A 23,891-nucleotide genomic window follows, 5' to 3' on the forward strand; every position below is an offset into this window, starting at 1 on the left:
ATCCTGTTAATTGTCCACTACTTTAGCTGCAGCTAAAGTCATCGCGCCGCTTTCTTTTTCAGCTATCCAGCAGCGGTATCGAGCAATTGTGTCGATATGTAGCTGCCTGGTTACGCTGACTCGCGACGACCGCAGGCTCTTCTGGTCCTTAATCGGTCGATTTGAACATTGTGTGACGATTATCGTTATCAAAGCGTTACCGACCGCTTGGCGGTGGCCTGCTTCGACGACAACTCGCGGCAGGCCGTCGCTGAAACGGGACCACGATCACGTTCCTGTGGTGCTGCGCCCGATCGGCCGGAGTTCAGGGGCGCTTGCGCAGCGACCAGACGGCGGGCACAAGGCTCGCCGCCAGGGCGACCTTGATCAGGTCGCCGACGATGAACGGCACGACGCCGAACTGCCACGACTTTTCCGGGCCGATGAGCAGCGCCAGCCAGGCAAAGCCCATCGCCATCATGACGATTTCGGCAACCAGCATCGCGTTGAAGAGCTTGACCGGATGGCGATCCCAGCCGCGATCGGCGGCCCAGCCGACGATCGCCGCCATGACGACGAAGCCGGCAAGATAGCCGCCGGTCGAGCCGAGCATGTAGGCAATGCCGATGCCCTTTTCCGGCGTGCCCTGGAACACCGGCAAGCCCATGGCGCCCTCCGCCATGTAGAGAAGCAGCGTGGCGACGCCGAGGCGCATGCCGAATGCAGCTGATATCAGAAACACGGCCAAGGTCTGCATCGAGATGTCGACCGGTCCGAGCAAAACTCTGGTCTTGGCCGACAAGGTCAGCAGCAGCGTTCCACCGACCGCCAGCAAAAGCTGCGTCGCCAGGCGGGCTGCGCCCTTTTCAGGCAGAGCGAGAGAAACAAGCGGCGTCGTTGCAATTGCCATGGTCTTCCTCATTGCGGACTGCCGCAGATCGCGGCGTTGCGTTTTCCTATATTGGCTTCCGTGCTATGCGGCAATCGGTTTTGCCGTCTCCCAACAGCTCGACGATATTGGCCATGGCGCTGAAATTCGACACTGACTTCGACCCGGCCTACGGCCAGGGCGTGACCGTTGCGCCCGACGTGCTGCGGATCACCGCGGAAAATCCCGGCCCGTTCACATTCTACGGCACCAACAGCTACATCGTCGGGCGCGAGACGCTGGCGGTGATCGATCCTGGACCGGATGACGATGCGCATCTCAAGACACTGATCGAGGTGATCGCAGACAGGCCGGTCAGCCACATTTTCGTCAGCCACACGCATCGCGACCATTCTCCGCTGGCAGCGCGGCTGAAGCAGCACACCGGTGCGATTGTCCTGGCCGAGGGTCCGCATCGGCCGGCGAGGCCGCTGCGCATAGGCGAAATCAATCCGCTCGACGCCAGCGCCGACACCGCCTTCAATCCGGATATCGCGCTTGCCGACGATATGGTGGTCGACGGCGACGGCTGGGCGATCAGAACGGTGCTGACGCCGGGCCATGCCGCCAATCATGCAGCCTTTGCGCTAGAAGGAACCGGCCTCCTGTTCTCGGCCGACCATGTCATGGCTTGGGCGACCTCCATCGTTGCGCCGCCGGACGGCGCCATGGCCGACTATATGGCCTCGCTGGATCGGCTGATCGAGCGCGACGACCGCCTGCTGCTGCCCGGCCATGGCGGGCCGGTGACAGCGCCGCGCAGCTTCATGCGCGAGTTGAAGACGCATCGCAGGATGCGCGAGCAAGCGATCCTGGAGCGGATCAGAAGCGGCGACCGGACGATCAAGGAGGTGGTCGCGGCGATCTATCACGATACCGATCCGCGCCTGCACGGCGCGGCCGGCCTGTCGGTGCTTGCCCATCTCGAGGACCTGGTGGCGCGCGGTCTGGTGAGCACCGACGGCGACCCGGCGATCGACGGCATATTCAGGCCGCTTGGTTAAGCCCCCGCCAGAGCGCACACTACGCTCCTGAAAGCTCAGAACCGGCTGGAACGCTCTTCTGGTTGAGGCGACTTCAGAGCCTGGCAAGAGCATTGCGGATTGGCCGGAAGTCGCGCGGCGGTCTCCAGCGCGACAAGCGAGGCTGTCATGGAGAGGTTGGGCAGCACGTCCTCCTGCAGCAATTTCTGGCGGTTGCGATCCATGTAGTCGTTAAAACCCGCCGTGACGAAGGCACAGGGCACGAAGCAGGCGCCGATCTCGCGCGCCAAGGTCGCCTCAGGGGCGATGGAATGGTTGAGCACGTCCGCCCCCATGCCGCGATAGGCCAAGGCTTCGGCTGGGGTTGTCAGCCGCGGCCCATAACAATGGGCAGCCACCAGCTGCTGTTCGATGCCATGAATACGGCCTTCGGCTGGCCAATGGCGACGGGCCGTCTCGACCAGAACCGCCGCACATCTTGGACATACGATCTGCTTGCCCGAACAGTCAAAACTCTGGCGATCCGGAAGCAGTGAAAACGGGGTCTGCGTCAGTTCGATGATATCGGCGTTCACCACCAAGTCGCCGGGCTGGATCGCCTTGTTGACGGCGCCAACGGTCGAGCAGGCGAGGATTTGCCGCACCCCCGCTTGCATCAACACCCAGAACGCGCGGCGATGGCAGGAATGGTCGATATGGTCGCGGGGATTGCCGTGCGAATACATGCACAACGCTCGCTTTGCTCTGCCTTCAGCTGAAATCGAGGCATCGAACTCGAGCAACTTCCAGTTGTCGGAACGACCGAAAGGCGTTTCAAAACTGATGTCGCGACGCAGCGTGCGCACGCCGTCGAATCCGACATCTTCCGGGAAGGCAAGCCCCCAGTTTGCCGACCCGGTGATGATGGCCAACCCAACCTGAGGTATGTCAGTCGATTGATCCGCCGGAGCGCCAGCTGCGTGATGATTTTTGGGCATGCTTCCAGTCCCGGTAAGGATTTTTGGCTCGGTCAGGATTTTTGGCGAAGGGCGACGATCAGGACGACGACAACAACAATAGCGGTCCACAATGTCGAGATCGCCGCAATGGTCGGATCGATCTGATCGCGCAGCGACAGGAACATGAGCTTCGGCATCGTGCTGTTGCGACCACTTGCGATAAAAATCGAAATCACCGACTCGTCGAGCGACGTCAGGAAGGCCATCAATGTCGCCGACAACAGGCTGAGCCGAAGTTGCGGAACGATTATGCCGCCAATAGCCCTGGCCCAGTCCGCGCCGAGGCTGCGCGCCGCCTGAACCTGGTTCCAGTCGAAGCGAGCCAGGGCTGGCAACAACACGATGCACGCCACCGGAACGGCCAGCACCACATGTCCGACCAGCACACCGAACAGCGTTCCGACCAGACGTTGTGCCGCCAGCACAAAAAACAGGCCGATCGCCAGCAGGATCCCCGGGGTGACCGAGGGGGTGAGCAGGACGCCCTGGATGCTCGCCGCGGTCTTCCCGCCCAGCCGATTCATTGAAATGCAGGCGAGCAGCGCAAACGGCACCGCGATCAGCGCCGTCAATGTCCCAAGGATCAGGCTCGTCCTGAGCGCAGCCATCCACGTCGCCGAGCCGAAGAAGTTCTGGTACCAGCGCAACGAGTAGGCCTGCGGCGGAAACTCGAGGAGGCTCGACGCCGAAAACGAAAGCGGCACCACGACGAGCGTCGGCAACATCAGAAATGCCATGACCAGAGCAGCAAAGCTCCACAGGACAATGCGGGCGAGCCGGTTGTGCGGATAGGCTTCAAGCATGGGAGGTTGCCACGGCGTTGTGGGCCAGCAGGCGGCGTGCCGCCAGCAGCATCACACCGATCAGCGCCATCAGAACGAGGAGCAGAATGCCCAGGACGCTTGCCGACCCCCAATCCTGAAAGGTCGATAGCGCACGCTCGATCCGGGTAGAGAGAGGATTTACCTTGCCGCCGCCAAGCACCGCCGGCGTGATGAAAAAACCGATGGAATAGATGAGGACGATGACCGAACCCGAGAAAATGCCGCCGGCCGAAAGCGGCATGATGACGGTGCGGATGACCTGCCCGAGCGTGGCTCCCATGCTCGCTGAAGCGCGAATGAGGTTTGGGTCGATATCGCGCATCGCGGCATAAACCGGCAGCAGAAACAGCGGCAGCATGTAGTGAACCATGCCGATCAGCGTCCCGGTAAAATTATAGACCAGCGGCAAAGGCTCGGCCGTCAGGCCAGAACCAGTCAAAGCCGCGTTGATCAGGCCATCACGCCGCAAGAGCACGAGCCAGCCATAGGTGCGCACCAGGATGGCGGTCCACAATGGCAGCATGACGAAGGCCATCAGCACGTTGGCTACCCTTGGCCTGGCGCTGGCCAAGGCGAGTGCCAGCGGGATGCCCAGAAGAATGCAGATCGCCAGCGTGCCGAGGGACAGTTCAAGGGTGGTGACGAGCGCCGACCATGTCAGTCCGCTCGAAAGCACTTTCGCGTAGTTGCCGACAGTGTACTCACCGCCTGTGGTCAGGAAAGATTGCCGGATGATCCAAAGGATCGGCAATATCGCCGCCAGTCCAACGATGAACAGCGCCGGCAGCGAAAGCGAAAGAAAAAACCGCCGCTCGCGTCGCGCATCCGCCAGCAGTGCTGGATCCACAGTGACGGTCACGCCATCGCTCCCGGTATCGCGTGAACCTTCGCTGCCGGTGCATAGGCGGTTATCCGCTGACCGACGGCAAGCTCCGCGCAGCCGCCAGCCAGCGCTGCCGGAATGCAGACAAGAACCTCCTGGCCACCGTCAAGCGCAAGCGTCAAAAGCCAGTTTTCGCCGCGGAACGCCTTGGCGCGCAGTATGCCTTCGAGAGCCACTGCGTCTGCCCCGACGAGCTTCGCATCAAGATGGAAGCTTTCGGCGCGAATCATCAGAGTTTCGCCTGACGCTGCGGCACCATCGATCCTGCGCACCGAGCCCGGCGCCACAATGTTGGCCTCGCCCATGAACTCGGCGACGAAGCGGGTCGATGGACGATCATAGATCCGCTGCGGCGTATCGATCTGCTGGATGCGGCCGGAGTTCATCACCGCAATCCGGTCAGACATGATCAGCGCTTCGCGCTGGTCGTGGGTCACATAGATTGTGGTGATCCCCAGATCATCGTGCAGACGCCGGATCTCGTACTGCATGGTTTCGCGCAGATTCTTGTCGAGCGCCGACAGCGGCTCGTCCATCAACATGACGCGCGGCTCGAAGACGATAGCCCGCGCCAACGCCACCCGTTGGCGCTGGCCGCCAGACAGCGCGGCAATATTGCGCTCCGCCAGGCCATCCAGCTTGACGCGGGCCAGGGTGGCAAGCGCCCGCTGACGCGCCTCGGCTCTCGGCGTCTTGCGCAGCGCCAGCGGATACGCGACATTCGCCAGGACGTTCATGTGCGGAAACAAGGCGTAATTCTGGAATACGATGCCGATCTCGCGTTTGTTGGGCGCCAGGCGGGTGATGTCGCGATCGCCCAACAACAGCTTGCCGGAATCCGGCCGGACAAATCCGGCCAGAGCCATGAGCAGCGTGGTCTTGCCCGATCCCGAGGGCCCCAGCAGCGTGAGAAACTCGCCAGCTTGAATATCGAGCGAAACATCATCCAGTGCGACGTAGGACCCGTAAGCCTTGCTGACGCTGTCGATGGTGATCGGGAGCGACTTCATCATCTGCTCCAGCCTTATCAGCCGAGACTCAGCGGGCCATCATCTCATCGAAAGCCTGTTGGGCAGCCTCGCCGTTCTTGACCCACCATTCTGAATTCGAAAACACCGAAGTGCCGGCATTTTCAGGCGCGGTCGCAAGCGTCTTCAGACGGTCCGCGGGAATCAGGCCACCCTCATATGCCGCAGGATTGACCGGGCCATAGGCGATGAAATCGGTCAGCTTCGCTACACGCGCTGGTTGCGTCATCGCTGCGATGAGCTTCATCGCGGCTTCCTTGTTCGGCGCTCCCTTCGGCACCCCAAGGCAGTCCGTGCCGATGACCGAACCCTTGAACGTGTAGTCAGCCGCGCCGCCATCTTTTTTCACGGTCTCTGCCCGTCCGTTCCAGGTAACGACCAGATCCGCCTCACCATCCTTCAGCAGCTGCGCGGACTGGGCTCCCGAGGTCCACCACACGGCGACATCTGGTTTGATCGCTTCAAGCCGGTTGATGGCGCGCTCCAGCCCTTCCGGCGTGCTGAGCACGGCATAGACGTCCGCCGGCGCCACGCCATCGGAGAGAAGCGCGATCTCGATCGAGTCCTGCGCATTGGCGCGCAACGCGCGGCGGCCCGGGAATTTGGCCACGTCCCAGAACTCAGCCCAGGTCTTCGGCGGGTTCTCGCCATAGGCCTTGGTGTTCCACGACATGACGGTGCCATAGGAATCGAACGGATAGCAGTAGTCGGACTTGGCACCCTCCGGCACGGATTTGGGATCGATGATCTTGTAGTCGAGCGGCTCCAGCAGCGATTGAGCGGCGGCCTGCGCGCCTTCCGGCGAGCCGAGGTGGATAATGTCGGTCGCAATTGCCCCCGAGGTGACCTGCATCTTCAAGGCGGCCAGGCCGTCGCTCAGGGTCTCCTCGCGGACATCATAGCCAAGCTCTTTTGCAGCAGGCCCCCACATGGCCCCTTTCATGGCGTTGCCATAATCGCCGCCTGCGGTCGTGATGGTGAGTGTTTGCGCATGGACGGGCAAGGCACCCAAGATGGCGAATGCTGTTAAGGAAATGCGCAGCCAGGACATAGGTTCTCCTCCCAACTTTCATCAAATATTGCGTGAAATGGCTATTTATTTGTAATCGTAACGTTACGATTGCATCTGAATACGCAGGAGTCAAGCTGCTTGCCACGGGCGTTTGGATTGACCGGGAGGTCGAATCCGGTAACGTAATGGCGGTCAGCAAGTCAGCCGGCGCTTTCGCAAAGGAAGTCGGGCGAACAATGGCCAATCTAAAGCAGATCGCGGCGGAACTTTCCCTCTCGGTGACCACGGTGTCCCGCGCTCTGAAGGATGGGCCGGAAGTGCAGCCCTCGACCATAGCCCGCGTCAAGGAGGCGGCCAAGCGGGTCGGCTATCTGCCAAATCATCATGGTCGTGCGCTCAAGACCGGTCGAACGCTGACGCTGACGGCCGTACTCCCGATGGAGACCCGAGATCATCTGTCCGATCTGTTGAAGCTGCCTTTGATCGAAGGCATGACGCTGGCGGCGCGAAAAGCCGGTTATAGTCTGTCCATCTATTCCACCACGCCCGACGACGATCCGGTCGAGAGTGTGCAGCGGCAGCTTCAGGCGCGCAGCACAGACGGACTGATCATCACGCGCCTGGTGTCGGGTGATCCGCGCGTCAAGCTGCTGCTGGATCAACGCATGCCATTCGTCGCGTTTGGAAGAACCGACCTGGATACCGCGTATCCTTATGTCGATGTCGACAATGAACAGATTGCCTACGAGGCAACCCGACGGCTCATGGATAAGGGCTGTCGACGCATTGCACTGCAACTTCTGGTTCCGGAGGATCAGGCAAGTGCCATGCGTCTTTCCGGGTATGGGAGGGCAATGGCCGAGGCCGGCATTCCGATCGACCAATCGCTGATCGGTCATGGCATGTTCACCATGGAATCGAGCGCAGCCTGGTTCGATCGCTTGCTGGCTTGTTCAGATCCGCCGACAGGCTTGGCATGCGCCAACGAACTGGGCCTTCTAGGGGCGCTGCACGCGCTTGGCAAAAGAGGTCTTGCGCCGGGGAGCGACGTCCACATTGTAACGCGTGACAGCACGCGGCTGGCGCGCTTCCTGCCGGCAAAGATCGAAGTTCATTCCGTTGATATGGCGGCTGTCGGACGCAAGCTTGTCGAAGTCCTGGAGAGCCGGATCATCAATCCGCTTGGGCCGGTGGAGACAATCCTGCTAAAAGGTGAATTCGACCCTGGCGAATAGCCTGGACATCACTCGGCCGGGGCCGTGCCGACCTGGCCGGCGACTTCCTGATCGAGCTCGGCCAGGAAATCCACGATGCGGGCCGCATTGTCGCCAAGGTCGTAGCGGCCGTAACGCGAGGCCGAACGCATGTCGACGATGACCGCTTCGCCATCGTCGGTCACACGGATGGCGACGTCGGCGGGAAGGCTGAGGATGAAGCTCCTGGCCAGGGCGTTGATCGTCGCCTCGCTTTGCCCGATCGCACGGGGAAACGGCGCCGCAAGCTGCCAGTTGCGACGACCGAGTACGGTTGCGACCGCTTCCAGGACCCGATCGAAAGGCAGGTTGTAGCTGCGTCCGGTGACTAGCGGATAGGTCTCGCTCTGCAGGCGCCGCTCGCCCGGGCTCGGTGGCGAAAGCGTGTTCATGTCCGCGGTCCGGGTGCTGGTGTCGAGCACCGGCGGATCGTCGAAATCCGTCGAGATGTCCCTGAGCGGTGGAGAGGTCGCTGCCCAGTAGGCGGCAATGCCAAAAGGGACAAGCACCAACAGTGCCAGCACCGCGCCGAGGGTGAGATCGCGACCGCCACGGTCGCCGAAATTCCACAATCTCGAAAAGGCAAGGCCGGCGAACAACAGCGCAAAGGCGGCAAGCAGCGCGGCAATGCCGAGCACCCAAAGGAAAGCCGGCGTTTCAACAAGCTGATAGCGGTGGCCGACGAGAACGGTCAGCAGCAGAACCGCCGAAAAAGCGCCTGTCCGCCGCGACCAGCCGGCCGCCCTCGACGTCTGCCGCTCGGGATTTTTCATTGTTTTCAGCACTGCTTCACCCCGAACCGGCGCTTAAAGCCGTTTAGCGGCGGCTTGAAGGCAAACGACGTCATGTCAGTCAATCCGTCGGCAGACGATAGTCCCTGAATTGCTCGCGCAAGGTGGTCTTCTGGATCTTGCCGGTAGCGGTGTGGGGAATTTCGCCGACGAAGGCGACGTCATCCGGCATCCACCACTTAACCACCTTGCCGTCCATGAAGGCGAGAATATCGGTCCTGGTCGGCTCGCGGCCCGGCTTGCGGACGACGACAAGCAACGGCCGTTCGCCCCATTTCGAATGCTGGATGCCGATGGCGGCCGCCTCCGCCACATCCGGATGACCGACCGCGAGGTTCTCGAGCTCGATGGTCGAGATCCATTCGCCGCCCGACTTGATGACGTCCTTGGCGCGATCGGTGATCTGCATATAGCCGCCTGGGTCGATATGGGCGACGTCACCGGTATCGAACCAGCCTTCTTCATCGAACTGTTCGGAGCCGATGCCGCCATAATAGGCACGCGCGACGGCCGGCCCGCGGACCTTCAGGCGCCCGAACGTCCTGCCGTCCCAAGGCAGTTCCTTGTCATCGTCGTCGGTGACCTTCATTTCGACGCCGAAAGGCGGATAACCCTGCTTGCTCTGGACGTCGAGCCGGGCTTCGCCCTCAAGCCCGGCATAGTCCGGCTTCATGGTGCACAGCGTGCCGAGCGGCGACATTTCGGTCATGCCCCATGCGTGGATGACCTCGACATCGTAATTGCCCTGGAATTTTGCCGTGATCGCACGCGGACAGGATGAGCCGCCGATAACGACCCTGTTCAGATAGGGAAGTTTCTTGCCGGTCTCCTCCAGGTACTGCAGCAGCATCAGCCACACTGTCGGCACGGCGGCGCTGAACGTCACCTTTTCGGTGTCGAGCAATTCATAGATCGAGGCGCCGTCCATCTTGCAGCCAGGCATGACCAGCCTGGCGCCGATCATCGGCCCGCTCTGGCCAAGGCCCCAGGCGTTGGCGTGGAACATCGGCACAACCGGCAGTATGGTGTCGCGCGACGACAGGCCCATCGCATCGGGCATCGCTGCAATCATTGCGTGCAGCACGTTCGAGCGATGGCTGTAGAGGACGCCTTTCGGATCGCCTGTCGTGCCCGAGGTGTAGCACATGCCGGCGGCGGTGTTTTCATCGAACGTCTTCCAGGTGAAGGCGCCGTCGGCTTCGTCAAGCCATTCCTCATAGGCGACCGCATTCGGCAGCGCCGTCTGCGGCATGTGCGCCCTGTCGGTCAGCACGATCACCTTTCTGAGCGTTTTGACCGCGCCGGCGATCTTTTCAAGCAGCGGCATGAATGTCAGGTCGACGAAGATCGCCTTGTCCTCGGCATTGTTCATGATCCAGGCGATCTGCTCGGGAAACAGGCGTGGATTGAGCGTGTGATAGATCGCGCCGACACCCATGATGCCGTACCAGGCTTCGAGATGGCGCGCCGTGTTCCAGGCCAATGTGGCGATGCGGTCGCCAAGCCCAAAACCGTCACGCTCGAGCCGCTCAGCGACCCGCAAGGCGCGGCGATGAATTTCGGCGTAAGTGGTGCGGACGATCGGGCCCTCGATCGAACGCGACACGATCTCGCGTTCGCCGTGCTGCCTGGCTGCGTTGTCGATGAGCTTGTGGCAAAGCAGCGGCCAATCCTGCATCAGTCCGAGCATTTTTTCCTCCCATCGGTTTTCGTTCCATTGTGGGACGAACAAGGGGATTGTCCAGCCATGACCGGGCAGAAGCAGCGCATCGTCCGAAAAGGCAGGGAAAACCGCCACAATCCGGCCATTGTCGACATTAACTTTGATTAATGGTAGGGATGTGATTGGCGAATGAAAGAGGTTCGCATGGACGCGCAGCTCGACGACAAAGCTCTCGAAGATTCGCTTGCCGAAAGCCTGGCCGATCTGGCGCCGGACGCCAACACCGTTTCCGAGGACGAGTTCGTCGAACTTGTCGGCGGCGCGCTTGAGGCGGTCGGCGGCACGCTGCTGTTCAAGATGTGCGTTCAGAACGAAGGCGAAAGCCAGCATGTCGCCGCGGCTTGCGTCGGCGATGGCGGCAACCGCCAGTTCCTGCTTCTTACCTTGCCGACCGGTGGTGGTGCGCTCAAGGTCGAAACCGCGTCGCGAAGCGCCAATCCTGTCGCCGGTATCGCCGCTGCCTATGCCGGGCTGATGGACGCGTTTCAGGCTGCCGCCTGATCGGTCGGCGGCCTTGCATAGCGCGCGCGCCCGACACACCTTAGGTCGATGACACACCTTAGGTCGATGCAAGGAGAACCGTCTTGGACCAGATCGCCAATCCGTCACCCGGCTTTCAGCGCAACCCGGATAAGGTGATTACGATCGAGCCCTACAGCGGAACTGTGACCGTACGCGCCGGCGACGCGATCATTGCCTCATCCACGAGGGCCAAGGTTTTGACCGAATCCCCCTACCCCGGGGTCCTCTACATCCCGTTCGAAGACATCGATTTCGACCAGCTTCGCAAGACGGAGTTGTCGACTCATTGCCCATACAAGGGTGATGCGAGCTATTGGAGCGTGCTGCCAGCTGCTGAAGCAGGCAAGGATGCGATGTGGGCCTATGAGCAGCCTTTCGACGAGATGATCGAAATCCGCGATCACGGCGCGTTCTATCCCAACAAGGTGACGGTCGAAGCCAAACCAGCCTGAGAAGGGCCAGCTTGAGCAGGGTCAGCTTGAGCAGGGACGGCTCGTGACCTGTCCTGCCGACCAGTCGGTGGCACGGTCATGGTTGACGTCTGCCGCTTACCCGCGACCGTTCTTGGCAGCCTGTACTGCCGCCTGCGCGGCAGCCAGCCTGGCGATCGGCACGCGGTAGGGCGAGCACGACACGTAGTCGAGGCCGACTTCCTCGCAGAAATGGATCGACGCCGGATCGCCGCCATGCTCGCCGCAGATGCCGAGCTTGATCTCCGGCCGCGTCGCCCTGCCCTTTTCGGCCGCCATCCGCACCAGTTCGCCGACGCCCTCGATGTCGAGCGACACGAACGGATCCTGCTCGATGATGCCCTTCTGGCGATAGGTCTCCAGGAACGAGGCCGCATCGTCGCGTGAGATGCCGAAGGTGGTCTGGGTCAGATCGTTGGTGCCGAAAGAGAAGAATTCGGCCGCCTCGGCGATGATTTGGGCGCGGATCGCGGCGCGCGGCAGCTCGATCATCGTGCCGGTAAGATAGGTGATTTTTACGCCGGTTTCCTCCATCACGCTCGTGGCGACGGCATCGATCCGCGCCTTGACGTAGTCGAGCTCCTTCACCAGACCGACCAGCGGCACCATGATTTCCGGGACCACCAGCGCGCCGGCCTTCCTGCCGGCTTCGACGGCCGCCTCGAAAATGGCGCGCGCCTGCATCTCGGCGATTTCGGGATAGGAAACCGCAAGCCGGCAGCCGCGATGGCCAAGCATCGGGTTGAATTCGTGCAGCGCCTCGGTGCGCTGCCTGAGCTTGTCGGGCGACACGTTCATGGCGGCGGCGACTTCGGCCACCTCTTCCTCGGTCTTGGGCAGGAATTCGTGCAGCGGCGGATCGAGCAAGCGGATCGTCACCGGCAGGCCGGCCATGATCTCGAACAGTTCGAGGAAATCCGAGCGCTGCATGGGCAGGAGTTTTGCGAGCGCCGTTCGCCGGTCCTTTTCCGTGTCGGCCAGGATCATCTCGCGCATGGCAACGATGCGGTCGCCCTCGAAGAACATGTGCTCGGTGCGGCAAAGCCCGATGCCTTCGGCGCCGAAGGAACGCGCCATGCGCGCGTCGAGCGGCGTTTCGGCGTTGGTGCGCACCTTCATGCGGCGCACGGCATCGGCCCATTCCATGATGGCGGCGAAATCGCCCGACAGCTCCGGCTGCAGCATCGGCACGGCGCCTTTCAGCACCTGGCCGTTGCCGCCGTCGATGGTGATGATATCGCCCTTGCGGAACGTCGATCCCATCGCCATCAGCGTGCCGGCTCTGTAGTCGACGCGCAGCGAGCCGGCGCCCGACACACAAGGCTTGCCCATGCCGCGCGCCACCACCGCGGCGTGGCTGGTCATGCCGCCACGCGTGGTCAGGATGCCTTCCGCCGCATGCATGCCGTGGATGTCCTCGGGACTGGTCTCGATGCGCACGAGGATCGCCTTGCGGCCTTGCGTCTTGAGTTCCTCGGCATCGTTGGAGGAAAACACGATCTCACCGGTGGCAGCACCCGGGGATGCGGGCAGACCGATGCCGATGACATCGCGTTCCGCCTTCGGATCGATGGTCGGATGCAGCAACTGGTCGAGCGAGGCCGGATCGATGCGGGCGACGGCCTCCTCCTTTGAAATGAGCTTGTCGCGCGCCATTTCGACGGCGATTTTGAGCGCCGCCTTGGCGGTGCGCTTGCCGGACCTCGTCTGCAGCATCCACAATTTGCCGCGCTCGATGGTGAATTCGAGATCCTGCATGTCGCGGTAGTGCTTTTCCAGACGGTCGGAGATGGTGACGAAAGACTGGAAGGCTTCCGGCATCAGCTTCTGCAGTGAAGGCTTGTCGGAGCCGGCGGCAATGCGCGCCGCCTCGGTGATGTTTTGCGGCGTGCGGATGCCGGCGACGACGTCCTCGCCCTGCGCATTGACCAGGAACTCGCCATAGAGCATCTTTTCGCCGGTCGACGGATTGCGGGTGAAGGCGACGCCGGTTGCCGAGGTCTCGCCCATATTGCCGAAGACCATGGCCTGGACGTTCACCGCGGTGCCCCAGCTTTCGGGAATGTCGTGCAGGCGCCGATAGGTGATGGCGCGGTTGTTCATCCAACTCGAGAACACGGCACCGATCGCGCCCCAGAGCTGCTCACTCGGATCCTGCGGAAACGGCTTGCCGAGTTCCTCCTCGACCTTGGCCTTGTAGAGCGCGATCACGCCCTGCCATTCGATGGCGGTCAGTTCGGTATCGAGTTCATGGCCGAGCCCGCCCTTCTGGTCTTCGAGGATTTCCTCGAACACCTCATGGTCGAGGCCCATGACGACATCGGAATACATCTGGATGAAACGCCGGTAGCTGTCATAGGCAAAGCGGGCGTCGCCTGAATCGGCGGCCAGCGCCTCGACCGTCTCGTCGTTCAGGCCGAGATTGAGCACGGTGTCCATCATGCCGGGCATCGAGGCGCGGGCACCGGAACGCACCGACACCAAAAGCAGTTTTGAGGGATCGCCGAAACGGCGCCCGGTCAACCGGCCGATATGATCCAGTGCGACCGCGACATCCGCCTCCAGCGAGGCCGGGTAGGTGCGGCCGTTGGCGTAATAGGCGTTGCAGACCTCGGTGGTGATGGTGAACCCCGGCGGCACCGGCAGACCGAGGCTGCACATTTCGGCCAGATTGGCGCCCTTGCCGCCCAGCAGGTTCCTGTCGCCGGCACGGCCTTCCGCGGCGCCGTCGCCAAAGGTGTAGACCCATTTGGTCATGCTTGCTCTCCGGTTGCAGGAGATTGAAAAGATTGGACGAAGCCGAAGTTCCGCCGTGTCCCTACACGAGCGATATGATGCTGCAGTGCGAAAGGCAAGCCGTCGGCAAGCCAGCCGGCTTCTACAATCGATTAAGAAAAAAGCGATGGCAAAAAGACTTGCGGCTCGGCGGCCAGTTGAAGAGGACAAAACAGGAATTATGGGTAACGCCATGAGACTGACCGGCGGCACGATCGTCAAGCCGGTCTTCTCATTCCCCGGCAGGCGGTTCCATTTCGTCGATCCGGCCGGCAATGAAATCGCCGTTTGGGGTGAATAGACGCCATCGCCCGACAGCTGACGATGGTATGCGATGCCAATCTGCGGGAACCGGTGGATCAGTTCCGCGCATTCTCGGCATTGAGCTTTCCGTCGGCTCGTCCTATAAGGCCGCGCGCAGCGGGCATGTTGCGACTGTTGGGGCGTAGCCAAGTGGTAAGGCATCGGTTTTTGGTACCGACAATCCCAGGTTCGAATCCTGGCGCCCCAGCCAGTCGCCTGAGGGTCACCTTTAGTACAAACCGTCTAAAGCGCGTCGCGTTTGACCGGCCTCATACGACGCGCTTTAGGTTGTTGTTTCTGTGCGGCTGCACACTTTTGCGCGACATGCATTAGTGCGGTTGTCGAGGTCAACAGCATTCCCATTATTTCGACAGCGTCTGTAGCTGCCAAAAATACGAATCTCCGTTGCGCCGCTCCCTGCGGTGATTCCAGCAGGTTCGATTCCCGCTCTCTCCGCCAGCGCATCCGCAACGGCCCATTCAACTCAGGTCGACTATTTATATCGCCTGATCATCACAACTGACTTGGTGTCACTGATCCATCCGCCGCTCGCGGCTGGCCTACCTGGGCCGAGCACGGTTCATCCTCAGCCAGGAGCGTGGTCGGCCGCGGTCCAGCTGGTGCATGATGGGCGTCACCAAAACGCCATGCATAACAATTGAACTCAGAACGGCGAAACAGACGGTCACCCAAAGAATTGTCGCACCCTCGAATTCGGCATGCCCGAGCGCAAATGCGAGGTAGTAGAACGAGCCAAGGCCGCGTATTCCAAAAAAAGCAATCACGGCCTTTTCGCGTGACGATGTCTGAAATCCAATCAGCCCAACCCACGCCGCGAGCGGGCGCACAACGAATAGGACCAGGGCGGCCGTGACGATCACCTGCCAGCTCAAGGCGCCAAAAATCGACCCTTCTGCGATGGCTGCCCCAAAGCAGACCAGCAGAACCATCATCAGCAATCGCTCAATCTGCTCCGCGAAATCGTGCAAGCTCTCATGGTACTGGTGCTGCCGCTCGACGGACCGTAGGGCAACGGCCGCGACGAATACTGCGAGGAAGCCGTAGCCGTGAAGCATTTCGGTCGAGCCGTACGCAAGGCAGGTGATACCGAGCGCAACAAAGCCGTCCCTCGTCTCTGACAAGCCCGACCGTTTGGGCAGATGAAATGTCAGGTAGCCCATGACTTTTCCGCCCAGCCATCCAATGCCAACGCCTGCGGCGATCTTCCAGAGAACGTCAACGGCGAGCCAGCGTGTGAAGAAAGGCTCGCCGGACGCACCGGACAGCGCAATGGCGATGGCGAGATAGACGAATGGAAACGCCGCTCCATCATTGAGCCCGGCCTCGGAGGTGAGAGCAAAACGCACGTCATCCTCCTTGCCGGATTGAGGTGGACCAACCTGTATGTCGCTTGCCAGAACAGGATCAGTTGGCGCGAGAGCAGCCCCCAGCAGCAGTGCGGCGGCAAACCCAAGCCCGAGAATTGACCAGCCGAGAAATGCAATTCCTGCGATCGTCAGAGGCATGGCAATGCCGAGAAGGCGCCATGACGACTCCCAACCCCGCCAACTCACAGGCCGGTCCAGCTTCAGGCCTGCCCCCATAAGGGCGACGATGACAACCAACTCTGTGAGGCGCTCGGTTAGTACCCGGTTCTCGAGTGGGTTCACCCCTACGAGCGGAGAGAATGGCGACCAAACCAAAAGCACCCCGATCCCGATGCAAACCATTGGCAGCGAAAGCGGAAGCTTCCTGAGAAGCATGGGTAGCCAGGCCGTGAGGAGCACGATCGCCCCAAATACCGCCAAGAGGAGGGCATCGGACTGCATGTGGGCTTAGGCCGTCGAACGCATGTTCGCGCCAACCTGCTTCCAACCCGAGCACAAACAGGCACCCCTCCAATATTCGCCCGCCATATGCTTCCCCAACGCGTCGTTCGACCGACGCTATCGTAACACGGACATGGAGCCGCTGTCCGCGCCTAACGCGAGACCACCGTTAGTGGCGACGGGCGCCTGCATGCGGAGGCGCTTCGCGGCTTGTGCGTTCTCGAACTCGGTAGCTAAAGTTTGGGCAGGATCGCTCCGTCCGCCGCATATCAGTTCATTGCCCAAACGATCATAAGCACCGGCACGGCAACAATGACGACGAGGAACGATAGCGGCAGACTCAGGCGTGGATAGTCGCTGAAACGGTAGCCGCCCGGTCCCACGACGAGCATGTTGCACTGGTGGCCGATCGGGGCGAGAAAATCGCGGCCGGCGCCTCCCGCGCCGCGATGCAACGAGAAGACGAAGTGGAATTTCGCATCCATCGGCGGACGCGCCGCCGGCCTCATTTGGTCAAATCGCCCCACTTGAGGCATGAGGAATGCAACATTTTGTCTAAATTTATCAGGATAATTCAAACCAGAACCTAAAGTCCTGTGGGTATAACGCACTCCAGAACAATAACATTGGAGGCTAGCACATGACGTTTTCTACTGCGCATCGGAACCGTTTTAGAAGAGTGGCGATTGCAGCGATCGGGCTTGCCGTGGCTCTCGGCGCAAACGCGCAAGCAGGCGAAATGCGTAAGCCAGAGGGAGAGACACGGTCCGTCTACCTTGTCAAATATCGGGTTAACAACGATGTTCGCTACAACAAGAAACCCATCGGCAAGGTCGTTAAAATATCAGCATCCCGGTACTTGAACAGCAACCCCTATGTCTGCACTCCGAGCGGCTTTGGTCAGAAAGCGCGTTGCTACACTCGGAGGGTCTCGAATCAGCCAGGCGTTTGATGTTGGACCTAGCTTTGACAGAAGCCGCCGCGCCTGAAGCCGCGGCGGCTCCGTTTTTGCGCGGTTATCAAGAATTCGCCTTAAGATGCGAAACTTCCTTGCTTACCCGATTACCTTTGACCAGTTTGCGCGCCTCATCGTCCCGGCGAGCGGGATTGTGACGAAAAATATACCATTTCCCACCGGTGGAAGGCTTCTGATAAACAACGCCATGTTTTTCACGGTGCAGGAAACATGTGATTGCACCGCTTCTTGCCAGACTCCCTTTCGCTACTTTGCTGGTCCAGAGAGCGCGCATGCAGAGCTTGCCCCCATTGGTCGCATACCAGGTTCCCTCCGCATAGGACCATGCTGCCCGTTTGCGCGACCAAGCGGCGAAGGGCTTCCTATTTGCAGAGAACAGCCCGCGAGCAGTTGTCTCCGCAGAATAGAACCCACCGCCGTTTTGCCATTTCCAAGTGCGGCCGGCATAGAGCTTTTCAACCGCTGAGGCCTTCATCGGCGTCGCGGCAGCGGCGCGTTTTTCTGTAGCGTCGCCCGCCGGTTGTTTGGGAGCGGCGTAGGCATTGCCTGCAAGCAAGAACACAAACAGCACCGCACTTGAGATAATCGAACGGATCGAAATCATTTTACTTCCTCTCCAACAAGGCAATTCCAGTAAGACTGCGTAAGAGTCCTGCGTTGGAACCGCATAGAAATAAAGGGATGGAGCGGTTCGGCCATCTGGTGAAGCCGAACCACTCTGTCGAACGGCTTGGATCAGTCCAGCGGATGGTTGGCCACGCGCCAATCGGGCCGGCCGACATCTCTCGGCCATGGATAGACTTCACGATCGTTGAAGTAGACAACGGCTGTCATGTCCGGGAACTCGGCATGCGGCTTGTTTGCTTCCGCGGCCCAGTCACGAGCATATTCGTCGTTACCTTCGTAGCCAAGCTCCGCAATGGCGATTGGTTTGCCGAAGCCCGTCACACGGTCATAACCCGGCTTTGTGCGCTCCACAAAAGTCGTATCACGACCGACTTCCAGCTTGTCATAGGGCTGATAGCCAAAGACGGACAGACCGATAATGTCGACATACTTGTCGCCAGGATAGAAGGCTTCCAGTCCTTCTTCTCCTTTCGGTGACCACATGTATTGGGCCGACGGAAGATGCTTGCGGCATACGTCGATGACATGCCTGTAGGCGTTCACATAACCTTCAGCATTCCAGAAAGCCCAGGTGAATTGCCCGTCATTATCTTCCATTTCCTGCGCCCAGCGGATAGTGACGGGGCTTTTCAGCTGCGCCGCCGCAGAGCAGACCGCTGACATATTGGCATCGTAGCGCCCGCCCAAAATCCCGGCGAGCAAATCCTCTGGACCTACACGCCAGTCCCGCGCCCAGGACCACGGCTCGACCGTGATCAACAGGGAACGTCCACGCTCACGCGCATAGGCGTCTGCGGCGCTGAGCGTTGCCAGATCCACATCTTCCCAGGGAAGAAAAAGGTGTTCGATTTTTGAGTTGGAATCGTTGGTATAATCCGCGTGCGGATCGTAGGCGCCGGGGGTTACGGAGTCAGCCGTGATGATGGGACGCTTGTCCCGAAACTGATTGCGGCTGTCGACACTCGCTCCCGACACGCCGCTGGCTGCATAGACACCACCGGAAATGCATGCGCTGCAAAACAAGGCTGCTGATAGTTTAAAGAGACTTTTCAAGGCCCCCTCCCTTTCTTACTGTTCAGATTGCTGTGCCGCACCAAGCGCGGCTTTGATGGCATCGAGTTGACGGGAAACCAGATCGGTGGACACTAGCTTGCTGGCCTCGTCGTCTTGGTGGACCTCGGCATTACGGAACGCATACCACTCACCACCGGGCTCGCGCTTCTGATAGATCGTTCCATTATCGATGCGATGCGAAAAGCAGGTCTTGGCGGGAAATACACCCTGTTCGGAATGCCATGTCGCGTTGAGACACATCCAACCTGTCTCGGTGATGATCCAGCGGCCTTCCGCCCAGGATTTGCCCGTCTCACCGTCGGTCCATGCCGAAAATTGTCGGTCCGCGCCCACCATTCGTCCGGCTCCGCTGTCCCACTGCCAGCTCTTGTCTCTATAGAGAACGTAGATTTCGCCTGCTGTCATGCGACGTGCCCCTTCCGGCAGAACGGAAACCTGTGAGGAAGAGGCAAAGGCCGGTGCAGCAATGCAGGACACTGCCCAAGCGACTGCTGTCAGCATCCGGAAACCTGACAGCAATAGAGCCCTTTCAGATTTAGAAAGTGCCACCGGAACCTCCTGCCATCTCGAGATGAGCGGCGCCCGCCGTTTGTCCTCGATGGGCGTGTCCGGTCGCATGAGGCAGCGCGGCCGGGATATTGTCATGCTGGGTCGCAGCTGAAGCGACCGATGGCCGAAACACGGAAGCCAATCTTTTCCGCAACGCCTCGTAAATCGGTACGATGCCGCGTACGAGGCCATCTATTTTCTGAGCGTTCTTGTCCACGCATGCAACTTGGTGGCCCCAGGCCGCGAAGCATGTGCCGCTGACCAAACCGACATAGCCTGTTCCAATGATCGCGATCTTCATGTGTTGATTGCCTTCTATCGCTGATTTGAATTGCTGGGAGCATTGCTGCGCCAACGTGGATTGAAGATGGTTTTGTGAACAGCGCGACCACCGACGCCTGCCCCGGCAATTGAGAAGCTGTCGTCGAACAGGGAAAAGCTTTTGGTTCCCCAGGCGAGCGCCTCGATGCCGTCGCGCCCACGCTCGACCGTGGCGAAGCTGGTAACCATCAAAAGGGCCATGAAACTGCTTGCCAGCGCGGGGCGATAGGCGCGGCTTTTCATCCGCACGTCATTCTCCCTGCCATGCTGCAGCAATATCATGAAAATCAGCAGCAAGTAAAAGCAAGCATTGATGATGGCGAAGACGAAAAAGCCGCGCGTTTGATACGCATCCTGCACGAACACGACCGGCAGAATGGAGATCAGGACGACGAAGGCATACGGCGCCAGCACGCGAAACGGTAGCGGATCGACTTCGGACGTGCCTTTTGGCGTGACGCGAAAATCAACAAAGGATCCGGTCATCCAGTCACGGAACGCGGCAAAGGTTCCAGCCAGAACCCACGGCCAGCGCGCCAGCAAAAACAGCATCGCTTCCCAACTAAAAATCTTGCCGTCGACAGGCCGAAATGTGCGGCTCGACCGCCACCAGAATGCCAAAAGCAGGATCACAAGCGACTGCGGCATGAAATGGAGCAGAAACTCTGGGTAAGTGACGTTGATGAAATTGTCGCCCTGGACCAGCACGATCACGGGCAACAGGAATGTCAGAGCAAGAAAGAAGGCGTAAAGCGGGTACCAGAACTGCGAAAATAGGAATTGAACCTTCAAACGCAGCGGCAAGTGTCCGATCAGGTTTGGTGAGTATTGCAACAGGATCGTCACCAGGCTCCGCGACCACTGGAACTCCTGCGTTACAAGATCGGCAAACGTCCGTGGGCCGTCGCCATGGGCGATGGCATCAAGCGCGTGAGCCCCTCGCCAGCCATAGGCATTCATGAAGAGCGTTGTGGAATGATCCTCGGCGAGTTCTGGCCCCAGCCCACCGATTTCCTTCAATGCCGCAGTGCGCACCGCATAGTGCGATCCGATACATACGGGCGCGAAGCCATTGTTGTATCCGGCTTGCAGTGACCCATGCATGCTCGCTTCGATGTAGAGGCGGCCACGCGCGGACCAGCTTTCATGTGCATTGCGATCGCAAATGCTGGGCGCGGAAACATAACCGATTGTCGGGTCGGCAAAAGGCCGCAACATGTTATATAGGTAGTCCGGTTCGGGAACATGATCGGCATCGAGCTGCGACACAAAATCATATTGGTCGTAGCCATAATGATCGTAGAAGAAAGCCAGGTTGCCTTCCTTGCAGCGTGTGCGGCGAGGCCAGGACTGGCGATGGTAATCGGCGCGACTTTTGCGGGTGGAAACGAATACGCCATGTTCGCGACACCATGCGAGCGTTGCGGGCGATGGATCCTCATCGGCCAGCCACGTGTCGTGAGGCACGTTCTGGGCTAACATGGCCCGCAAGGTTTCGGCCACCACCTCAAAAGGTTCTGATGGAGCCTTGGTGACCACCATGGCAACGCGACTTCCTGCGGGAATACGCAGGCGTCCGTGCGGCCGGCGTGCATTGAAGAAAATGGTGATGAAGTAGATTGGCAAAAGCGTTATCCACGCCAGAAGCGCCGTCACCAGAATTGAGCCGACCATGTTGGTGTGGGTGGCTCCGAAAACCCACCATTGCCAGAAGAATGCGACGGCCATCGCCCACAAAACCGCACCCAAAATGTACTCGACGCGCTTTCGGCCGGTGAAGACCGGCATCATCAGGGGTTCTTCCCTGTCAGCAGACAGCGCGATGCGCGGCGTGCTCATGAGCGCACCTCGAGCCCGAAGAAGGGAGCCGCTGTGCGAATTATCGTATCGAGATCGGAATAGAGCGCCTGAAAGCCAAGTTTTTCGGCAGCGAGCGCCGGATCGGCATAAAGCACCGGAGGATCGCCGGCACGACGAGCGCGCATCTCGACCGGCACGTTACGACCTGTCAGCCGGCTGATCGCTTCGAGAATTTCCTTGATGGATGTACCACGCCCACTGCCAAGATTGACGGCCAGATTGCCACCGCAGTTGATCAGATGTTCGAGCGCCAGCACATGCGCGCGCGCGAGATCCGCGACATGGATATAGTCGCGAATGCAGGTGCCGTCGGGCGTATCGTAATCCTGGCCATAGACTTCGAGAAAATCGATCCTGCCTGCAGCGGCCATCATGGCTCGCGGAATGAGATGTGTTTCTGGATCGTGGGTTTCGCCGATTTCCCCGTCGATATCCGCGCCGGACGCATTGAAATAACGCAGCGCCACGTAGCGCAGCGCATAGGCAGCCGAATAATCGGCAAGCATTTGCTCCGCGATGAGCTTCGTGCGTCCATAAGGATTGATCGGGCGCTGGCTCTCGCCTTCGCGGATCGGCAAGCGATCCGGAATGCCATAGGTGGCGCAGCTTGACGAGAAGATGATATTGCGCGTTCCGCTTCTCTGGCAGGCGTCCAGCAGCGATTGGGTCCCGTTGACGTTGTTCTGATAATATTTTGCCGGTTGCTCTACGGATTCGCCGACATAGGCCGATGCAGCAAAATGGATCACCCCGATAGGGCGATACTCATCCATGACGTGGGTCAACCGCTCCGAGTCAAGGATGTTGCCTTCAACGAAGGCGCCCCATCGGACGGCTGACCGGTGACCCGTGGATAGATTGTCGTAGACAATCGGATCATAACTCTGCCTGGCCAAAAGCTTGGCTGTATGGCTGCCGATAAAGCCGGCGCCACCAACGACAAGTACGTTCTTGCCGGACATCAGGCGGCCTCCGCCAGCTTTCCGGAGGGCTTCCTCAACTGCCGTTCGAAATAAGCGATCGTCGACTTCAGCCCATCGGCCAACGCCACGGTCGGCTCCCATCCAAGTTCTCTCTGGGCCACTGTGATGTCGGGCCGACGCTGGCGCGGATCGTCCACGGGCAACGGGTGATAGACGACTTTGGAGCTCGAGCCGGTCATTCCCACGATCTGCTCGGCCAACTCACCGACTGTAAATTCGCCGGGATTGCCGATGTTGACAGGCGTGTGGATCGCCTGAGGGCTGTACATGAGCCGGTAGAAGCCTTCGATCAGATCGTCCACGTAACAGAAGGAACGGGTCTGCGACCCGTCGCCGTAAACGGTGATGTCCTCGCCCTTGAGCGCCTGCACGATGAAGTTGGAAACGACCCGGCCGTCATCCGGGCGCATGCGCGGACCATAGGTGTTGAAGATGCGCACGATACGGATGTCGACGCCGTACTGCTGATGAAAATCGTAGAACAGCGTTTCGGCAGAGCGCTTTCCTTCGTCATAACAAGAGCGCGGACCGAAGGAATTGACATTGCCCCAATAGCTTTCGGGCTGCGGATGCACATGGGGATCGCCGTAGACTTCCGAGGTGGAAGCCTGGAAAATCCGCGCCTGGTAATGTGCTGCCAGTTCCAGAAGATTGAGCGACCCGATCACGCTCGTCTTCATCGTATGGACCGGGTCGGCCTGATAGTGCGGCGGTGAAGCCGGGCAGGCGAGATTGTAGATCTCGTTGACCGGCAGATCGAGCCGTTCCACGATATCGTGGCGCACAAAGCTGAACGTGTCGTAGTTCAGGAGGTGGCGCAAATTCTCGAGCCGCCCCGTGGAAAAATTGTCTACGCAGATAACAGAATGACCGTCTTGCAAAAGACGTTCGCACAGATGTGATCCGAGAAAGCCGGCCCCGCCTGCGACAAGTACCCTCCGTTGCGAGGAAAGATCAGATTTAAACTTTGCAGGCTGAAATGCTATACTCACTGGAACACCTCATTCGTTAACCATCAGCGCCAAAATGAAGACATGTAGGTGTCTAGAACGCACTGAGACTTCAGGTTTTTCTTTCTGAAGTGAATTTGATGATGTCCAATACCTCCGCGGTTCCTACGTTGCGATATCAGGGAATCCGGAAACTTTTCACAGCGTCCATTTTTGCAGCTGACCCGCCGCGGACATTGTTTTTTTGATG

General features: G+C 60.0%; 22 protein-coding genes, 1 tRNA gene and 3 pseudogenes. 8 read left to right on the forward strand and 18 right to left on the reverse strand.

Going from position 1 to position 23,891, the window contains the following annotated elements:
- Nucleotides 1-304: 304 nt before the first annotated feature.
- Complete coding sequence (locus AC0L16_RS01230) at nt 305-889, reverse strand: biotin transporter BioY (protein WP_473618537.1); 585 nt, start codon at nt 887-889, stop codon at nt 305-307.
- A gap of 113 nt (nt 890-1,002) precedes the next feature.
- On the opposite strand from AC0L16_RS01230, the gene AC0L16_RS01235 reads away from it, so the two are divergent.
- Nucleotides 1,003-1,911, forward strand: a complete 909-nt coding sequence (locus AC0L16_RS01235) for an MBL fold metallo-hydrolase (protein ID WP_473618539.1) — start codon at nt 1,003-1,005, stop codon at nt 1,909-1,911.
- Between the two features lie 35 nt (nt 1,912-1,946).
- Here the strand turns inward: AC0L16_RS01235 and AC0L16_RS01240 are convergent, their stop codons facing one another.
- The 5 genes from AC0L16_RS01240 to AC0L16_RS01260 all read right to left on the reverse strand — a co-directional run bounded on the left by AC0L16_RS01240 (nt 1,947) and on the right by AC0L16_RS01260 (nt 6,674).
- Nucleotides 1,947-2,867: a phosphorylase family protein gene (locus AC0L16_RS01240; RefSeq protein ID WP_473618540.1), complete on the reverse strand. Its 921-nt coding sequence runs from the start codon at nt 2,865-2,867 to the stop codon at nt 1,947-1,949.
- 32 nt (nt 2,868-2,899) lie between these two features.
- Nucleotides 2,900-3,613, reverse strand: coding sequence for an ABC transporter permease (locus AC0L16_RS01245; protein WP_473618541.1), 714 nt, complete (start codon nt 3,611-3,613; stop codon nt 2,900-2,902).
- A gap of 70 nt (nt 3,614-3,683) precedes the next feature.
- Nucleotides 3,684-4,571, reverse strand: coding sequence for an ABC transporter permease (locus AC0L16_RS01250; RefSeq protein WP_473618543.1), 888 nt, complete (start codon nt 4,569-4,571; stop codon nt 3,684-3,686).
- Nucleotides 4,568-5,605 carry an ABC transporter ATP-binding protein gene (locus tag AC0L16_RS01255; RefSeq protein WP_473618544.1) on the reverse strand — a complete coding sequence of 346 codons (1,038 nt, stop codon included), beginning with the start codon at nt 5,603-5,605 and terminating at the stop codon, nt 4,568-4,570. The genes AC0L16_RS01250 and AC0L16_RS01255 overlap by 4 nt, the downstream gene beginning before the upstream one ends.
- A 28-nt stretch (nt 5,606-5,633) precedes the next feature.
- Nucleotides 5,634-6,674: an ABC transporter substrate-binding protein gene (locus AC0L16_RS01260; RefSeq protein WP_473618545.1), complete on the reverse strand. Its 1,041-nt coding sequence runs from the start codon at nt 6,672-6,674 to the stop codon at nt 5,634-5,636.
- 197 nt (nt 6,675-6,871) lie between these two features.
- Between AC0L16_RS01260 and AC0L16_RS01265 the strand changes: the two genes are divergently transcribed.
- Entirely contained in the window at nt 6,872-7,870 is a 999-nt protein-coding gene (locus AC0L16_RS01265) for a LacI family DNA-binding transcriptional regulator (RefSeq protein WP_473618546.1), read from the forward strand.
- A gap of 8 nt (nt 7,871-7,878) precedes the next feature.
- Here the strand turns inward: AC0L16_RS01265 and AC0L16_RS01270 are convergent, their stop codons facing one another.
- A complete protein-coding gene (locus AC0L16_RS01270; RefSeq protein WP_473618769.1) occupies nt 7,879-8,661 on the reverse strand; it encodes a DUF1499 domain-containing protein in 783 nt (260 codons plus the stop codon).
- 79 nt (nt 8,662-8,740) lie between these two features.
- Nucleotides 8,741-10,369: a fatty-acid--CoA ligase gene (locus AC0L16_RS01275; RefSeq protein WP_473618547.1), complete on the reverse strand. Its 1,629-nt coding sequence runs from the start codon at nt 10,367-10,369 to the stop codon at nt 8,741-8,743.
- A gap of 177 nt (nt 10,370-10,546) precedes the next feature.
- Between AC0L16_RS01275 and AC0L16_RS01280 the strand changes: the two genes are divergently transcribed.
- Nucleotides 10,547-10,903, forward strand: a complete 357-nt coding sequence (locus AC0L16_RS01280) for a hypothetical protein (protein ID WP_473618770.1) — start codon at nt 10,547-10,549, stop codon at nt 10,901-10,903.
- A gap of 83 nt (nt 10,904-10,986) precedes the next feature.
- On the forward strand, nt 10,987-11,376 hold the full coding sequence (locus tag AC0L16_RS01285; protein ID WP_473618548.1) for a DUF427 domain-containing protein: 390 nt from the start codon (nt 10,987-10,989) through the stop codon (nt 11,374-11,376).
- 96 nt (nt 11,377-11,472) lie between these two features.
- On the opposite strand, the gene ppdK is transcribed toward AC0L16_RS01285, so the two are convergent.
- Entirely contained in the window at nt 11,473-14,151 is a 2,679-nt protein-coding gene (gene ppdK, locus AC0L16_RS01290) for a pyruvate, phosphate dikinase (protein ID WP_473618549.1), read from the reverse strand.
- 32 nt (nt 14,152-14,183) lie between these two features.
- On the opposite strand from ppdK, the gene AC0L16_RS01295 reads away from it, so the two are divergent.
- From AC0L16_RS01295 to AC0L16_RS01305, 3 genes and pseudogenes are all read left to right on the forward strand, one after another.
- On the forward strand, nt 14,184-14,366 hold the full coding sequence (locus tag AC0L16_RS01295) for a hypothetical protein (protein ID WP_473618551.1): 183 nt from the start codon (nt 14,184-14,186) through the stop codon (nt 14,364-14,366).
- 2 nt (nt 14,367-14,368) lie between these two features.
- A pseudogene (locus AC0L16_RS01300) lies at nt 14,369-14,470 on the forward strand (VOC family protein); the annotation flags it as partial.
- A gap of 138 nt (nt 14,471-14,608) precedes the next feature.
- A tRNA-Gln gene (locus AC0L16_RS01305) sits at nt 14,609-14,683 on the forward strand.
- 349 nt (nt 14,684-15,032) lie between these two features.
- On the opposite strand, the gene AC0L16_RS01310 is transcribed toward AC0L16_RS01305, so the two are convergent.
- Together AC0L16_RS01310 and AC0L16_RS01315 are read right to left on the reverse strand one after the other, a co-directional pair.
- On the reverse strand, nt 15,033-16,301 hold the full coding sequence (locus AC0L16_RS01310) for a cation:proton antiporter (RefSeq protein WP_473618552.1): 1,269 nt from the start codon (nt 16,299-16,301) through the stop codon (nt 15,033-15,035).
- A gap of 269 nt (nt 16,302-16,570) precedes the next feature.
- Nucleotides 16,571-16,738: pseudogene (locus tag AC0L16_RS01315) on the reverse strand (SLC13 family permease); the annotation flags it as partial.
- A 203-nt stretch (nt 16,739-16,941) separates the two neighbouring features.
- Here AC0L16_RS01315 and AC0L16_RS01320 point away from each other — a divergent pair.
- Nucleotides 16,942-17,253: a hypothetical protein gene (locus AC0L16_RS01320; protein WP_473618553.1), complete on the forward strand. Its 312-nt coding sequence runs from the start codon at nt 16,942-16,944 to the stop codon at nt 17,251-17,253.
- 67 nt (nt 17,254-17,320) lie between these two features.
- Here the strand turns inward: AC0L16_RS01320 and AC0L16_RS01325 are convergent, their stop codons facing one another.
- From AC0L16_RS01325 to AC0L16_RS01355, 7 genes and pseudogenes are all read right to left on the reverse strand, one after another.
- Complete coding sequence (locus tag AC0L16_RS01325; protein ID WP_473618554.1) at nt 17,321-17,881, reverse strand: DUF995 domain-containing protein; 561 nt, start codon at nt 17,879-17,881, stop codon at nt 17,321-17,323.
- Between the two features lie 131 nt (nt 17,882-18,012).
- Nucleotides 18,013-18,957, reverse strand: a complete 945-nt coding sequence (locus tag AC0L16_RS01330; protein WP_473618555.1) for a glycoside hydrolase family 26 protein — start codon at nt 18,955-18,957, stop codon at nt 18,013-18,015.
- 15 nt (nt 18,958-18,972) lie between these two features.
- Nucleotides 18,973-19,479 (reverse strand): DUF995 domain-containing protein, encoded by a 507-nt coding sequence (locus tag AC0L16_RS01335; RefSeq protein WP_473618771.1) that lies wholly within the window; start codon nt 19,477-19,479, stop codon nt 18,973-18,975.
- A gap of 205 nt (nt 19,480-19,684) precedes the next feature.
- A pseudogene (locus AC0L16_RS01340) lies at nt 19,685-19,828 on the reverse strand (UDP-glucose 6-dehydrogenase); the annotation flags it as partial.
- A 14-nt stretch (nt 19,829-19,842) separates the two neighbouring features.
- Complete coding sequence (locus tag AC0L16_RS01345; RefSeq protein ID WP_473618556.1) at nt 19,843-21,687, reverse strand: glycosyltransferase family 2 protein; 1,845 nt, start codon at nt 21,685-21,687, stop codon at nt 19,843-19,845.
- The gene (gene galE / locus AC0L16_RS01350; protein ID WP_473618557.1) at nt 21,684-22,670 is read right to left on the reverse strand and encodes a UDP-glucose 4-epimerase GalE; all 987 of its coding nucleotides are present in this window, start codon (nt 22,668-22,670) and stop codon (nt 21,684-21,686) included. Before galE ends, AC0L16_RS01345 begins: the two co-directional genes overlap by 4 nt.
- A complete protein-coding gene (locus AC0L16_RS01355; RefSeq protein WP_473618559.1) occupies nt 22,670-23,683 on the reverse strand; it encodes a UDP-glucuronic acid decarboxylase family protein in 1,014 nt (337 codons plus the stop codon). The genes galE and AC0L16_RS01355 overlap by 1 nt, the downstream gene beginning before the upstream one ends.
- Between the last annotated feature and the right edge of the window lie 208 nt (nt 23,684-23,891).

It is taken from the genome of Mesorhizobium sp. WSM4848 (assembly GCF_055811375.1).

What these genes read in the sequence shown, in the direction of transcription:
- AC0L16_RS01240 (WP_473618540.1), bottom strand. Translation starts at nt 2,867, where the DNA reads ATGCCCAAAAATCATCACGCAGCTGGCGCTCCGGCGGATCAATCGACT.
- ppdK (WP_473618549.1), bottom strand. Translation starts at nt 14,151, where the DNA reads ATGACCAAATGGGTCTACACCTTTGGCGACGGCGCCGCGGAAGGCCGT.
- AC0L16_RS01320 (WP_473618553.1), top strand. Translation starts at nt 16,942, where the DNA reads ATGACGTTTTCTACTGCGCATCGGAACCGTTTTAGAAGAGTGGCGATT.
- AC0L16_RS01230 (WP_473618537.1), bottom strand. Translation starts at nt 889, where the DNA reads ATGGCAATTGCAACGACGCCGCTTGTTTCTCTCGCTCTGCCTGAAAAG.
- AC0L16_RS01255 (WP_473618544.1), bottom strand. Translation starts at nt 5,605, where the DNA reads ATGAAGTCGCTCCCGATCACCATCGACAGCGTCAGCAAGGCTTACGGG.
- AC0L16_RS01260 (WP_473618545.1), bottom strand. Translation starts at nt 6,674, where the DNA reads ATGTCCTGGCTGCGCATTTCCTTAACAGCATTCGCCATCTTGGGTGCC.
- AC0L16_RS01270 (WP_473618769.1), bottom strand. Translation starts at nt 8,661, where the DNA reads ATGAAAAATCCCGAGCGGCAGACGTCGAGGGCGGCCGGCTGGTCGCGG.
- AC0L16_RS01235 (WP_473618539.1), top strand. Translation starts at nt 1,003, where the DNA reads ATGGCGCTGAAATTCGACACTGACTTCGACCCGGCCTACGGCCAGGGC.
- AC0L16_RS01345 (WP_473618556.1), bottom strand. Translation starts at nt 21,687, where the DNA reads ATGAGCACGCCGCGCATCGCGCTGTCTGCTGACAGGGAAGAACCCCTG.
- AC0L16_RS01245 (WP_473618541.1), bottom strand. Translation starts at nt 3,613, where the DNA reads ATGTTGCCGACGCTCGTCGTGGTGCCGCTTTCGTTTTCGGCGTCGAGC.
- AC0L16_RS01280 (WP_473618770.1), top strand. Translation starts at nt 10,547, where the DNA reads ATGGACGCGCAGCTCGACGACAAAGCTCTCGAAGATTCGCTTGCCGAA.
- AC0L16_RS01275 (WP_473618547.1), bottom strand. Translation starts at nt 10,369, where the DNA reads ATGCTCGGACTGATGCAGGATTGGCCGCTGCTTTGCCACAAGCTCATC.
- AC0L16_RS01265 (WP_473618546.1), top strand. Translation starts at nt 6,872, where the DNA reads ATGGCCAATCTAAAGCAGATCGCGGCGGAACTTTCCCTCTCGGTGACC.
- AC0L16_RS01325 (WP_473618554.1), bottom strand. Translation starts at nt 17,881, where the DNA reads ATGATTTCGATCCGTTCGATTATCTCAAGTGCGGTGCTGTTTGTGTTC.
- AC0L16_RS01310 (WP_473618552.1), bottom strand. Translation starts at nt 16,301, where the DNA reads ATGCAGTCCGATGCCCTCCTCTTGGCGGTATTTGGGGCGATCGTGCTC.
- galE (WP_473618557.1), bottom strand. Translation starts at nt 22,670, where the DNA reads ATGTCCGGCAAGAACGTACTTGTCGTTGGTGGCGCCGGCTTTATCGGC.
- AC0L16_RS01335 (WP_473618771.1), bottom strand. Translation starts at nt 19,479, where the DNA reads ATGCTGACAGCAGTCGCTTGGGCAGTGTCCTGCATTGCTGCACCGGCC.